The 13,635-nt window shown below is 66.6% G+C and carries 11 protein-coding genes; 7 read left to right on the top strand and 4 right to left on the bottom strand.

Features of this window, described 5'->3' with window-relative positions; translation table 11 throughout:
* Positions 1–81 precede the first annotated feature (81 nt).
* Positions 82–699, top strand: coding sequence for a DUF47 domain-containing protein (locus tag AAFP35_RS02390; RefSeq protein ID WP_419219915.1), 618 nt, complete (start codon positions 82–84; stop codon positions 697–699).
* Between the two features lie 7 nt (positions 700–706).
* Positions 707–1,693: an anion permease gene (locus tag AAFP35_RS02385; protein WP_419219914.1), complete on the top strand. Its 987-nt coding sequence runs from the start codon at positions 707–709 to the stop codon at positions 1,691–1,693.
* Positions 1,694–1,715: 22 nt separating this feature from the next.
* On the opposite strand, the gene AAFP35_RS02380 is transcribed toward AAFP35_RS02385, so the two are convergent.
* Complete coding sequence (locus AAFP35_RS02380; protein ID WP_419219913.1) at positions 1,716–2,657, bottom strand: helix-turn-helix transcriptional regulator; 942 nt, start codon at positions 2,655–2,657, stop codon at positions 1,716–1,718.
* A gap of 95 nt (positions 2,658–2,752) precedes the next feature.
* On the opposite strand from AAFP35_RS02380, the gene AAFP35_RS02375 reads away from it, so the two are divergent.
* The 3 genes from AAFP35_RS02375 (at position 2,753) to AAFP35_RS02365 (ending at position 6,411) form a co-directional block, all read left to right on the top strand.
* Positions 2,753–3,337, top strand: a complete 585-nt coding sequence (locus AAFP35_RS02375; RefSeq protein ID WP_419219912.1) for a TIGR03086 family metal-binding protein — start codon at positions 2,753–2,755, stop codon at positions 3,335–3,337.
* Between the two features lie 129 nt (positions 3,338–3,466).
* Positions 3,467–4,834: an MFS transporter gene (locus AAFP35_RS02370; RefSeq protein WP_419219911.1), complete on the top strand. Its 1,368-nt coding sequence runs from the start codon at positions 3,467–3,469 to the stop codon at positions 4,832–4,834.
* 110 nt (positions 4,835–4,944) lie between these two features.
* Positions 4,945–6,411 carry an acyltransferase gene (locus AAFP35_RS02365; protein ID WP_419219910.1) on the top strand — a complete coding sequence of 489 codons (1,467 nt, stop codon included), beginning with the start codon at positions 4,945–4,947 and terminating at the stop codon, positions 6,409–6,411.
* 139 nt (positions 6,412–6,550) lie between these two features.
* On the opposite strand, the gene AAFP35_RS02360 is transcribed toward AAFP35_RS02365, so the two are convergent.
* Positions 6,551–7,474 (bottom strand): SGNH/GDSL hydrolase family protein, encoded by a 924-nt coding sequence (locus AAFP35_RS02360; protein ID WP_419219909.1) that lies wholly within the window; start codon positions 7,472–7,474, stop codon positions 6,551–6,553.
* A 165-nt stretch (positions 7,475–7,639) separates the two neighbouring features.
* Here AAFP35_RS02360 and AAFP35_RS02355 point away from each other — a divergent pair, with 165 nt between their 5' ends.
* The gene (locus tag AAFP35_RS02355; protein ID WP_419219908.1) at positions 7,640–9,220 is read left to right on the top strand and encodes an LVIVD repeat-containing protein; all 1,581 of its coding nucleotides are present in this window, start codon (positions 7,640–7,642) and stop codon (positions 9,218–9,220) included.
* A 5-nt stretch (positions 9,221–9,225) separates the two neighbouring features.
* Complete coding sequence (locus AAFP35_RS02350; RefSeq protein ID WP_419219968.1) at positions 9,226–9,867, top strand: DUF305 domain-containing protein; 642 nt, start codon at positions 9,226–9,228, stop codon at positions 9,865–9,867.
* 85 nt (positions 9,868–9,952) lie between these two features.
* Here AAFP35_RS02350 and AAFP35_RS02345 read toward each other — a convergent pair whose 3' ends face one another.
* Complete coding sequence (locus tag AAFP35_RS02345; RefSeq protein ID WP_419219907.1) at positions 9,953–10,798, bottom strand: enoyl-CoA hydratase-related protein; 846 nt, start codon at positions 10,796–10,798, stop codon at positions 9,953–9,955.
* Between the two features lie 236 nt (positions 10,799–11,034).
* Positions 11,035–13,581, bottom strand: coding sequence for an ATP-dependent Clp protease ATP-binding subunit (locus tag AAFP35_RS02340; RefSeq protein ID WP_419219906.1), 2,547 nt, complete (start codon positions 13,579–13,581; stop codon positions 11,035–11,037).
* Between the last annotated feature and the right edge of the window lie 54 nt (positions 13,582–13,635).

The following is a 13,635-nucleotide window of genomic DNA, read 5'->3' as shown; positions in this document are numbered from 1 at the left end:
CCTGACAATGCCCGACGAAGCAGCAGGGGAACCAGACCCGGTCGGCCGGTCCACGCAGTACCCAGAAAGGGACTCTTCTCGGTGTTCTCACGTCTGAAACCGAAGAGCAACCAGTTCTACGAGCTGTTCATGTCATCGGGTGCCGAGCTGGCGAACGCGACGAAGGTATTGAGCCAGCTCCTCGAACCCGAACCCGACATCCCGGAGATATCCGGGATGATGGTCGAGCTCGAGCACCAATGCGACATGGTCACCCACGAGCTGTTCCGCACCCTGAACTCGAGTTTCATCACGCCGTTCGACCGGTCCGACATCTATCTGCTGGGCTCGTGCCTCGACGACGTCATGGATCACATGGAGGCCGCGGTCCACCTGATGGCGCTGTACCGGGTCACCGAGTTGCCGCCACACCTGCGCGAGGTCATCGACATCCTCGACAAATGCGCCCAGCAGACTTCGGATGCGATGCCCCGTCTGTCGTCGATGAAGAACCTCGAGCCGTACTGGATCGAGATCAACGGCCTGGAGAACCAGGGCGACCGCATCTACCGCACCTTTCTCGCCGAACTGTTCGACGGACAACTCGACGCCCTGACCGTGATGAAGCTCAAGGACATCGGGGACGAGCTCGAGGATGCCGTGGACGCGTTCGAGAAGGTGGCCCACGTCGTCGAGTCCATCGTGCTGAAGGAGTCGTGACACCAGCGTGCTGGCATTGATCGTGGTCATCACGCTGGCCATGGTGTTCACCTTCACCAACGGGTTCCATGATTCGGCAAACGCCATCGCGACGTCGGTGTCGACCCGCGCCCTGACCATGCGGGCCGCCCTGGCGATGGCCGCGGTCGGCAACCTCGCCGGGTCGTTCTTCGGCGCCAAGGTCGCCTCCACCGTCGGAGAGGGCATCATCTCCCTGGAGGTGGGACCCGAAGCGATGCTGATCGTCGGATGTGCGCTGGTCGGCGCTATCGGCTGGAACCTCTTCACGTGGTGGCTCGGACTGCCGTCCTCGTCGTCACACGCGCTGATCGGTGGCATGGTCGGCGCCGCGCTCGTCGGCGGGATGTCGGTGCTGTGGGGCGGGATCATCGACAAGGTGGTGATCCCGATGGTGGTCTCGCCGATCATCGGGTTCTTCCTCGGCGCCGCGGTGATGCTGACCATCCTGTGGCTGTTCCGCAGATCGTCTCCGTCGGGCACGAGCCGCGGCTTCCGCCGGGCACAGACATTCTCGGCGGCCGCCATGGCATTCGGCCACGGCATGCAGGACGCCGCAAAGACCGTCGGGATCATCGTGCTCGCACTCGTCGTCGCGGGGTATCAGGACGACTACTCGATCCCGATCTGGACCCTCCTGCTCACCGCGGCCGTCCTCGCGCTGGGGACGGCAACCGGCGGCATGCGGATCATGCGGACGCTGGGGCGCAAGATCATCGAACTCGACCCGCCCCACGGATTCGCCGCCGAGGCGACCGCCGCCTCAGTTCTCTATGTGGCCTCGGTCGGCATGGGTGCGCCGGTGTCGACGACACACGTGATCTCCTCGGCGATCATGGGCGTGGGCAGTACCAAACGGACGTCGGCCGTTCGTTGGGGCGTCGCCGGGAACATGGTCACCGCGTGGGTGACGACCTTCCCCGCGGCGGCCCTGCTGGCGGCCGCAACGCTGGCCATCGCGAACCTGGTGACCTGACCGGTCGGGCCAGGCGAGTGCCTCACACCGACCGGTGCCGATCCCGGACGGCCTCCGCGCGCTGCAGGACCTCGTCTCGCAACCACGACGGCTCGAGGATGGTCGCGTCGACCTCGACCATCACATTCCACAGCGCACCGGCCGCATGCCTGCGCCCCGCGAACTGCAGTCGCACCCGCCGGCGGGAACCGACCGAGAGCACCGCCTCGGCGGCGAGCGCGGTGATCGTCGAGACGCGCTCGACATCGGCCGCGCCACATTCGACAAGCACCTCGACCGACTCGAACGAGCTCCGGAACCTCTCCCGATGGCGGGTCCACACCTCTTCGAGATCGACCTCGTCGAGACGATCCGCCGCTGTGTCCATCACCTCCACATCGGTGATCCTCGACACCCGGTAGACACGTTCGACCCCTTCGGAATTCGCGACCAGGTACCAGGCACCGCCCGCGACGATCAGACCGACCGGATCGAGCACACGCTCACGCTCGGGGCCATCGCGCCTGCGGTACATCACGCGGATACGCCTGCCGTCGAACACGGCCTGCTGCACCGGTGCGAGTGCATCCAGCGACTCCGGGGTACTGACGAAACCCTCCGGACGCACCAGAACCCGCTGCGCCGCCCGCACCGCGCGCGAGCGATGCGCCTCCGGCAATGCGGCGGCCACCTTGCGCATCGCGCTGTGAAACGCCGGCGAGTCCAGACGTCCGGTGCCCGCCAACAGCGATGTCGCCTCGTCGACCGTGAGACCGGTGAGGTCGGTGCGATAGTCGGGCACCAGGGCGAAGCCTCCCTTGCGGCCGCGCTCGGCATACACCGGAACACCGGACAACGACAGCGCGTCGATGTCCCGAAGGATTGTTCGCTCGGACACCTCGAGCTCGGCGGCCAACGCTGCAGCGGTCATCCGCCGGTGCTTCTTCAGGAGCATCAGCACAGCCAGGAGTCGTTCCGCGCGCACCCGTCGATCTTCTCTCAAAAACATGACAGAAGATGTCGTGTTTTCGCGTTTGACTGGTCTGCGTCAGTTGATCGCCACCCCGAAAGGACCCCGCCATGAGTGCTCCGACCGACCCCCGCCCCGTCTACGCCGCCGCGACCGCCTGGATGACACAGCTGCTGTCGTCGGTGACCGACGACCAGCTCGACTCCCCTACCCCGTGTGCCGAGTTCGATGTCCGCACCCTCGCGTCACACATCGTCGGCGTCGCCAACCGAGTGGTCGCCCTCGGCGAGGGCGCCGACCTGTTCTCGGTGTCGCCCTTCGCCGAGAATCATGACGCGGAGACCTATGCCCGCACCGTCGGACGAGCGATCGACCTCTGGGCCGACGACTCCAGGCTCACCACCGTGGTCAAGGTCCCGTGGGGTGAGGTTCCCGGCGCCGGAGCACTGTGGGGGTACGTCAACGAGACCCTGGTGCACTGCTGGGACCTGGCCGTCGCCACCGGCCAGGCCTCCGAAGCCGACCCGGCCATCGTCGAACCCACACTGACGATCGCCCGCCAATTCATCACCGCCGACATCCGCAGCGACGCGAACGTTCCGTTCGCCCAGGTCGTGGAACCACGACCAGACGCCGGACCGACCGAACGTCTCGCGAACTGGGGCGGACGCCCGTCGGAGGCGTGGGTGCGGTGAGCGCACTCTGACCGTGGGTGCGGTGAGCGCACTCTGCCCCCCCCCCCCGGCGAACTCATCGAGCCCCCGGACACCCCACCGGGGCAGGGTCCGGGCAGGCCGCAACCGCCCGGGCATACGATGGAATCGATGACCGACGACCGATCGCCCGACCTCACCGACACGGGCGATCGGCCATCGTCTGAGTCACCGTCTGAGTCACTGTCTGGGCCATCGTCTCCGCCACCTGAGCCGCCCGAACCGGCGGACACCCCCGGAACACCCACGCCGCAACTGCCGCCGAGCGGCATGTTCGCCTCGCTGCGCAACGCCAACTATCGGCTCTACTTCGGCGGGCAGGCGCTCTCCCTGATCGGCACATGGATGCAGGGGACGGCGCAGGCGTGGCTGGTTCTCACCTTGAGCGACTCGGCCTCCATGCTGGGGGTGATCGTGGCGCTGCAGGCGCTGCCGGTCCTGCTGCTGGGCCCCTACGCCGGGGTGGTCGCCGACCGTGTGGATCGTCGGCGACTGATGATCATGCTGCAGTCGGTGATGGGGCTGCTCGCCGCGGTGCTCGCGGTCCTCACGCTCGGCGGTTGGGTTCAGGTGTGGCACGTCGGGGTGCTGGCGCTTCTCCTCGGACTGAACAACGCCTTCGAGAACCCCGCGCGACAAGCGTTCATCCACCAGATCGTCGGGGTGTCGCTGATACGCAACGCCGTCACACTCAACTCGGTGATGGTCAACGCCGCGCGCGCCATCGGTCCAGGCGTCGCCGGACTGATCCTGGCCGCCGTCGGCGCAGGCTGGTGTTTCGCGATCAACGCGGCCAGTTTCGTGGCCGTGGTTGTGTCCCTGATCGCGATGAACACCGCGACGATCGTCTACGAGAAACCCGTCGCGCGCGCCAAAGGTCAACTGCGCGAGGGATTGCGGTATGTGGCCGGCATCCCGACCCTGTGGATCACGCTGGCCATGATGGCTCTCGTGGGCACGCTGGCCTACGAGTTCCAGGTGTCGTTGGCGTCCGCGGCGAAGGACACCTTCAGCGGCGGACCGCAGGCCCTGGGATTCATGACATCGTCGATGGGCGTCGGCGCCGTGGTCGGTGGCCTCCTCGTCGCGGCCCGAGGCACCACCGGATTACGACCGCTGACCATCGCGGCCGCAGGTTTCGGCGTGACCATCGCGATCACCGCCGTCGCGCCGAACCTCACCGTCGCAATCATCGCTCTGTTCTTCGTCGGCTGGTTGAGTGTGTCGTTCATGTCGACGGGAAACGCCACACTACAACTCAACTCCGACCCACAGATGCGCGGTCGGGTCATGGCGCTGTGGTCGGTGGCATTCATGGGTTCGACCCCGATCGGCGGTCCGATCATCGGCGCCATCTGCGAAGCCGCGGGGGCGCGCGTCGGGCTGGCGGTGGGTGCGGTCGCATGCTTCGTCGCCGCCGGATTGAGTGTGGTGGCCTGGCGCCGCCGAACCAATCGCCATACCACCCAACACGTCTGACATCCTCGGAGCCCGCACCCGGTTTTCACAGGAACGAGGAGTACAGTCCCCCCGGGCTTGGATGCGTCGTCAGAAATCCACGACGACGCGAACGACTCGAGGAGGCGCCGATGGTGACCGAGCAACCCGCCACGGCAACTCCCAAACCCGACAATCCGGACGAAAAGGTCAGCGCAGCATCGGAACTCGACGTTCCGACGCCGCCGACGACCCGCCGTGACAAACATCTGTATCAGGTCGACCTCGTCCGTTTGGTGACATTCGCCGGAGTCATCCTCGACCACGTTGTCCTCGGCATCGCGACACCTCTCAACGTCGCCGCCGGCGGGGTCGGACTGTTCTTGCGCTACACGCGCTACTCATTCTTCGCGCTCACCGGCTTCGTGCTCACCTACCAGTACCGCAACCGCGATCTGCGGCCGATCGCCTTCTGGCGGCGCCGATTCAAGCTGATCGGCCTGCCGTTCGTGGTGTGGAGTCTGTTCTACTGGGTCTACGGGCGCTACGAGGTGGGCGGTTTCGGCGGTCTCCGCGACATCTTCTCGACCACGGAGGGCATCTGGCTCGCCGCCAAGAGCATCGTCTACGACCTGATCACCGGAAACGCCTGGTACCACCTGTACTTCCTGTCGGTGAGCATGCAGATCTATCTCGTGTTCCCGCTGATCCTCTGGGTCCTGCGACGAACCTGGGGGTACCACCGATACCTACTCGCCGTCAGCTTCGCCTTCCAGATGACCGTGATGTACGTGATGGTGCATCCGCCGTTGCCGTTCTTCACCCACGGCCCGCAGCAGGTGCTGATGCGTCACCTGGTGGTGACACTGATCCCCTACCAGTTCTTCGTCCTCGCCGGCTGCGTCGCGGCCATGCATTACGAGGCGTTCCAGCGCTTCATGGTGCGGTGGCGCTATGTGATCCTGCCGCTGGGCGCGGTGGTCATGGCCGGGACCGCCGTCTACTACGTCCACGACGTCGATCAGGGCGAGAGCGTGTTCCGTGCCACCAACGTGTTCATGGTGCACAACTCGTTCGCCTACATCGCGATCATCCTGATGCTCTACGCGTTGGGCACGCTGTGGCAGGACCGTCGACGCGCCGGCTCGGTGACCGACCGGATGATGCGCACGGCCGCGGACCGCTCGTTCGTGATCTACCTCGCGCACGCCCTTGCGCTCGCGGAACTGGAACCGACCATCCGCAAGCATCTGGACATGTCACCGGGACTGTTGATCACCATCTCGTTCGTGGCGACGGTGGCACTCACCGTGTTCATGGCCGAGACGTTGCGGCGCAGCCCGATCAGCCTGATCACCACCGGCCGCAGCACGATCGACTGGCGCGAGCAGAATCCCACCCGCAGCATGCTCGTCGGCATGGGCGGGGTGGCGATCGGGATCGTCGTGCGCGGGTTCCTCGGTATCCCCGCGGGCGACCTGCTCGCCGGCACCGGGATCGTGCTCATGTGGTCGGCTGCGGTGGTGTTCTGGCACCAGTGGTCGGACCGTCAGCTCTCCGCCGTCGAACCGCCGGTAGTCGAGCCGGAGGTGGCCGCCGACTCCCCCTCGGCCCGGTAGTCCGACAACGATTTCCGAGAACCGCGACCGAGCGACGGCAGAGGCCCGTCCACGATGTGGGTGACACGACGGTGACGCCGCCCGGGTCACCGACGATGCACTCGTCGATACCGAGCCCCGTGGCTTCGGCGCCTACCGGTTAGGACACCTGACTCGGCGGCGTCCGCAGGGCGTCGAGAACAAGCCGTGCGACCGCGGCCTTACCACTCGGGTTGGGATGATAGGGCGCCGGGAATTTGAAACCGTACAGCCACGGTTGCGGAGAGCACACCGTATGCGCGGCACCGGCTTTCGAGGCCCTGACCAGTTGGGCTCCGGTGGCGCGTACCGCGGCGGCCGTCGCACGTGCGAGTCCGCCGGCCACGCGGACGGTCTGAGCGGCCTCCGCCGGGGTCAGCGGAACCTTGGCACAGACCGTTGCGCGAGCATCGAGAACGGGCAGGTAGTCGACGACGAGGATCCTCGCGTGCGGTGCCCGTGCACGCACCGCACGGATCAATCCCGTCAGCGATTTCTCGACGGCCGCATATGCTGCGGGCCCCGGTTCGGGGCGGATGTGCCGGCGGTGACCACATTTCGCGAACCCGGCGTGTGCGGGCAGGATGTTCCCGCAACTCAGGGACGTGACGCGCCCGATGTAGTCGATGTCGTTGCCGCCGACGGTGATCGTGACGAGGTAGGTGTCGCGGGTGACCGCATCGATCTGCGGCACCGTGGCGGGACGCTGCGGTTTGGTGAAGACGTTCGCCGACGTCGCGCCGGAGCAGGAGGCATCGGTGAGTCGCATCCGGGCCGCGGCGGCGACCTGGTGCGGATAGTCGTTCCCGGTCCGCAGGCACGGGACGTCGACGATCGGGCTCACATCCGGCCCCGCGGCGTATGAACTTCCCAGCGCGACATACTTTTTGCCGGCTTTGACCGGAATCTCGGTCCGTGAGGTCCCATGCGCCTTGGCCGGTGGGCTGGCCACCTCCGTGGCCGCGATGCCCGGGATCACGATCGCGGCGATGGCGGCACCGGACGCGACGATGGTCGCAACGCGGGTGAGGATGGCACGGCCCATGACGGAAGTGTCACACATCCCACCCACCGGCACTTCGTCGGCCACGCGTTGTGCTCGCCACATAATGTCGTCCGGTCGGACGTTCTCACCCGAAAGCGCCGAGTCGGCGCACGTTCGACGTCTAGGGTGAGCGCACCACACGGCCACAACCTGGGGGATTCGCGCATGTCAGACCGTTTCGTGTCCGGAGATCGCCGGCACCGACCACGCCTGGTGCGTCGACGGCTCGGAGCAGTCATCGCGGTCACGACCGCGGCCATCTCGGTACTCGCCATCGCGCCCGCAGGAGCGGCCACCCACTACTTTCCGGACATCTCGGAGGTGTCGGTACCGAAGGCGACCTGTGGTCCGGGATCACTGCCCGAACCGGGACTGCAGGGAGACGTGAGCGCCGAGGACCGGGACTCCGGTCGAAGCCGTCGCGGATACCGCTGCAATGTCGCCGAACTCGGCGGTGTCCGCGGTTCGGGTGGCGGCATCCTGTCGGTCACCTTCGACCACTGCAGCTACACCGGAAGCCTGTTCCCCGGCAACAACGTGATGTCGCAACCGGGTGTACAGGTGATCGACGCATCGCGGCCGCGCGCTCCGCGGGTCGTCGGGTCGTTGGCCGAACCGGCGATGCGGGGCGGCACCTGGGAGACCCTGAAGGTCAACCGCAAACGCAAGCTGTTGGCCGCGACGTCGGTGCCGCTCAACTGGGGCGGCGGCTTCTTCTCCGTCTACGACATCTCCGACTGTGAGCACCCGCGACTGTTGAACAAGGGGCCCGGCACCGCCTATCCCCTCCCGTTCGACTCGCATGAGGGCGGATTCTCGCCGGATGGTCGGACGTACTGGGCGTCGGGCATCTTTCCCGGCCACCTGACCGCGATCGATGTCTCCGATCCCACGACGCCGCGAGTGATCTGGCAGGGGCTGCACAGCTTCCTCGGCCACGGCTTCGGCATCACACCGGACGGCAATCGGATGTATCTGTCCAACGCCGCCGGGGTCACGGTGCTCGACGTGAGCGCCGTCCAACGCCGCGACCCGTACCCCCAGGTGCCACATGTCGCCGCCTACCTGTGGCCGGACGGGCAGGTCAACCAACACACCATCCCCATCACCTACCGTGGACGGCCGCACATCATCACCGCCGACGAGGCCGGCTCCGGTGGCGTGAAGATCTTCGACGTCACCTCGGTGAACCGGCCCCGGTATGCGGCGCAGATCAAGCTGCAGATCAACCTCCCGAAGAATCTCGACACCAATCTGCGGTCGTCGATGGGCGGATCGATCTTCAGCAGCAACCCGCACTACTGTTCGGTCGATCGCCCCGTCGATCCCACCGCATTGGCCTGCGGATGGGAGTCGTCGGGAATCCGGGTCTTCGACATCCGGAACCTGAAGCGGATCAAGGAGATCGCCTACTTCAACCCGCCCGCACGCACGGGTGCCACGGTCGCCAGCGCGCCGAACTCCCCACACGTCCTGGGATCGCTGCTCGGTGTGCCCGCCATCGAGTTCCTCAGCCTCGGCATGTCCATCGCCAACGGCAAGGTCCGCCTCGAGCAGATGATCGGCCCGCGCAGCGGGCGCATCGTCGGCGGTGACATGGCCACCGATTGGTGCCTGTCTCCCCCGGAGTTCCACGGTCGCCAACTCTGGACGTCGTGCTCGGACGGCGGCTTCTATGCGCTGGAGCTCAGTCGCGCGGCCTACACCCCGCCGGCGAACCAGGCGTCCACCCTGGGCCAGGGATGACCGCGATGTATCGTCGCGGCGTCTTCGTCGCGGCATCGTCGTGCGTTGCGATCCTCTTGGTGGCGATCGGAGTCGTCGTCGGGATGGCATGGCAGAGCACGAGATCCGCACCGGACGCCACCCCCACACCGAGCGTCGTCGACGTCGGGTTCGCCCAGGACATGTCCACGCATCACGACCAGGCCATCTTGATGGCGCGCAGCCTGTCGCCCGATGTGGCGCCGGAGATCCGAGGGCTCGCCGACCGCATCGTCGCGGCCCAGACCGCCGAGACCGCGACCATGCGCGGCCGACTGTCGTGGTTCGGCGCCGCCCCGACGTCGGACCATCCGATGTCGTGGATGTCGGTCTCGCAGCACCACCACTCGCCGCCCCCGGGCGGCCCGCCCATGCCGGGGATGGCGAGCGTCGACGAACTCACGCGTCTCGCCGCCCTACGGGGGCGTGCCGCGGAGATCCTGTTCCTGCAGTTGATGATCCGACATCACCGAGGCGGACTGACCATGTCGCAGGCCGCCCACAACGACCCGCGTGCGAGCGCGCCAACGAAACGTCTGGCTCTCACACTGATGGGCGAACAGGGCGACGAGATCGGCCAGATGACGTTGCTGTTGCGTGCCCGCGACGCGCAACCGCTGCCCGCCTGACCATCTCGGGAACTCCGGCACGGGGCGTCCCCGGTGCCGCATCCCCGGTGCGCAGAGGTCGCCTGTGAGTGCGCCGATGCCCCGGTCAGAAGATGTGCGGCAGGTCCGTCGACACGCGGTCGGTGAACTCCGGCTCGCGCTTCTCCAGGAACGCGGTCACGCCCTCGGCCACGTCGGCCATCGTGCCGCGATAGTAGATCGCTTTCGAATCCGCGGCGTGGGCCTCATACGGGCTGGCGGCGCCGGCCATCCGCCACAACAGCTGGCGGGTCAGGGCCACCGACACGGGCGCGGTGTCGGCGGTCATCCCGCGGGCGGCCGCGATCGCTGTCGACAGGACGTCCTCCTTCGGCACCACGCGCTGCACGAGCCCGTGCTCGAGCGCCTCGGCGGCACTGACCATCTTGGCGCCCATCGTCCACTGCAACGCGGTGGGCAGCCCGACGAGTCGGGGCAGGAACCAACTCGATGCGGCCTCCGGCACCAACCCTCGCTTGGCAAAGACGAAGCCGAACTTCGCGTCCTCCGATGCAATCCGCACGTCGGCGGGCAGCGTCATGGTGACACCGACCCCGGCGGAGGCACCGTTGATCGCCATCACCACGGGCTTGAGCGATGCAAAGATGCGCAGCGTCAGCCTGCCGCCCGAGTCCGGCGGGATCTCACCGGGTGCGTGCGATTCCAACTCGAAGGTCGAGGCCCCACCGCCGAGATCGGCGCCGGCGCAGAAGGCGCGACCGGTACCGGTGATGACGACGGCCCGCACCGAATCGTCGGCGTCGGTCTCGTCGAGAGCGGCCTGCACGTCCTCCCCCATCTGAAAGGTGAAGGCGTTCAGACGATCGGGCCGATTGAGTCGGATGATCGCGATCTCGTCGTCGCGCTCGATGATGATGGGCTGTTCGTCGCCCTGCTCGGTAAGTGAGGTCACCGCTTCAACCTACTCGATGACCGAGCGATCGGTCGGGGGTATCGGTCGGGGGTATCGGGAGTGGTCTCGATACGCTGCCTCGGCTGGCGCCTCGGCTGCTACTCGACCAGCGGAAGGGGCGGTCTCGATACGCCGCCCGGATGCGACTCGACCAGCGGGAAGGGCCAGCGGGAGAAACGAAACGGCGGCGCCACCGTAGAGGTGACGCCGCCGTCGTCGTGTTCGCGCGATGGAGCCTAGCCGGCCTCGCCCTTGCTCTCGCCCGCCTTGGTCAGTTCGGCGGGGGCGTCGGGCACCTCACGCGGCTTCTCGGAACCGACGAAGGTGAACTTGGCATCCTCTCCGTCGTCCTCGCCGTCCCAGCCCTCGACATCAACCAGCACGATCTGACCCGGGGTCAGCTCGTTGAAGAGGATCTTCTCGGAGAGCTGGTCCTCGATCTCACGCTGGATGGTGCGACGCAACGGCCGGGCACCGAGCACCGGATCGAACCCGCGCTTGGCCAACAACGCCTTCGCCTTGTCGGTGAGCTCGATCGCCATGTCCTTGTTCTTCAGCTGGGCCTCGACACGGTTGATCATCAGATCGACCATCTCGATGATCTCGTCGCGCGTCAGCTGGTGGAACACGATGACGTCGTCGATACGGTTGAGGAACTCGGGCCGGAAGTGCTTCTTGAGCTCGTCGTTGACCTTGAGCTTCATCCGCTCGTAGTTCGACGTCGAGTCGTCACCGCTGGTGAAGCCCAGTCCGACGGCCTTGGAGATGTCCGAGGTACCGAGGTTCGAGGTGAAGATCAGCACCGTGTTCTTGAAGTCGACCGTGCGTCCCTGACCGTCGGTGAGACGGCCGTCTTCGAGGACCTGCAACAGCGTGTTGTAGATCTCCGAGTGGGCCTTCTCGATCTCGTCGAACAGCACCACGGAGAACGGCTTGCGACGCACCTTCTCGGTGAGCTGCCCACCCTCTTCGTACCCGACGTAGCCGGGAGGCGCACCGAACAGACGCGACGCGGTGAACCGGTCGTGGAACTCACCCATGTCGATCTGGATGAGCGCGTCGTCCTCGCCGAACAGGAAGTTGGCCAGCGCCTTCGACAGCTCCGTCTTACCGACACCGGACGGGCCGGCGAAAATGAACGAACCGGACGGACGCTTCGGGTCCTTCAGGCCTGCGCGGGTACGACGGATCGCCTTGGAGACGGCCTTGACCGCATCCTCCTGGCCGATGATCCGCTTGTGCAGCTCCTCCTCCATGCGGAGCAGACGAGTGGTCTCCTCCTCGGTGAGCTTGAACACCGGGATACCGGTCCAGTTACCCAGGACCTCGGCGATCTGCTCGTCGTCGACCTCGGCCACGACGTCCATGTCACCGCTGCGCCACTGCTTCTCACGCTCGGCCCGCTCGCCGACCAGCTGCTTCTCCTTGTCGCGGAGATTGGCGGCCTTCTCGAAGTCCTGCGCGTCGATCGCAGATTCCTTCTCCTTGCGAGCATCGGCGATCCGGTCGTCGAACTCACGCAGGTCTGGCGGCGCGGTCATCCGACGGATGCGCATCCGCGCCCCGGCCTCGTCGATGAGGTCGATGGCCTTGTCCGGCAGGAACCGGTCGTTGATGTAGCGATCGGCCAAGGTGGCGGCGGCCACCAGCGCACCGTCGGTGATGGACACGCGGTGGTGGCTTTCATAACGGTCGCGCAGGCCCTTGAGGATCTCGATGGTGTGCTCCACCGACGGCTCGCCGACCTGGACCGGCTGGAACCGACGCTCGAGTGCGGCGTCCTTCTCGATGTACTTGCGGTACTCGTCGAGGGTCGTGGCACCGATTGTCTGCAGCTCGCCGCGGGCGAGCTTCGGCTTGAGGATGCTGGCGGCGTCGATCGCGCCCTCGGCGGCACCTGCGCCGACCAGCGTGTGCAGCTCGTCGATGAACAGGATGATGTCGCCGCGGGTGTTGATCTCCTTGAGCACCTTCTTCAGGCGTTCCTCGAAGTCACCGCGGTACCGGCTGCCCGCCACCAGCGACCCGAGGTCGAGGGTGTAGAGCTGCTTGTCCTTCAACGTCTCGGGCACCTGGCCGTTGACGATCGCCTGGGCGAGCCCCTCGACGACGGCCGTCTTGCCGACACCGGGCTCACCGATCAGCACCGGATTGTTCTTGGTGCGGCGGGACAGCACCTGCATGACCCGCTCGATTTCCTTCTCCCGGCCGATGACCGGGTCGAGTTTGCCCTCGCCGGCCGCGGCGGTCAGGTTTCTGCCGAACTGGTCGAGCACCAGCGAGGTGGACGGGGTGCCCGACTCGCTGCTGCGGCCACCGGTACCGGCCTCCTGCGGCTCCTTGCCCTGATAGCCCGACAGCAGCTGGATGACCTGCTGACGCACCCGGTTGAGGTCGGCGCCGAGCTTGACCAGCACCTGCGCGGCGACGCCCTCACCCTCACGGATGAGGCCCAGGAGGATGTGCTCGGTGCCGATGTAGTTGTGGCCGAGCTGCAGCGCCTCGCGCAGCGACAGCTCGAGCACCTTCTTGGCACGCGGGGTGAACGGGATGTGTCCCGACGGGGCCTGCTGACCCTGGCCGATGATCTCCTCGACCTGGCTGCGGACACCCTCCAGCGAGATCCCGAGCGACTCGAGTGCCTTGGCGGCCACGCCTTCACCCTCGTGGATCAGACCCAGGAGGATGTGCTCGGTGCCGATGTAGTTGTGGTTGAGCATCCGCGCTTCTTCTTGCGCCAGGACGACGACACGACGTGCGCGGTCGGTGAACCGTTCGAACATTGTTCTCCCTCACATTGCTAGCGCCCCGGCCGTCGGTGACCGCAGTGGCGTGAA

The sequence above is a fragment of the Gordonia sp. CPCC 206044 genome (assembly GCF_048537895.1).
Taxonomy (GTDB): Bacteria; Actinomycetota; Actinomycetes; order Mycobacteriales; family Mycobacteriaceae; genus Gordonia.
The sequence above is the reverse complement of the archived record's forward strand: the minus strand, read 5'-3'. Positions and strand labels throughout refer to the sequence as shown.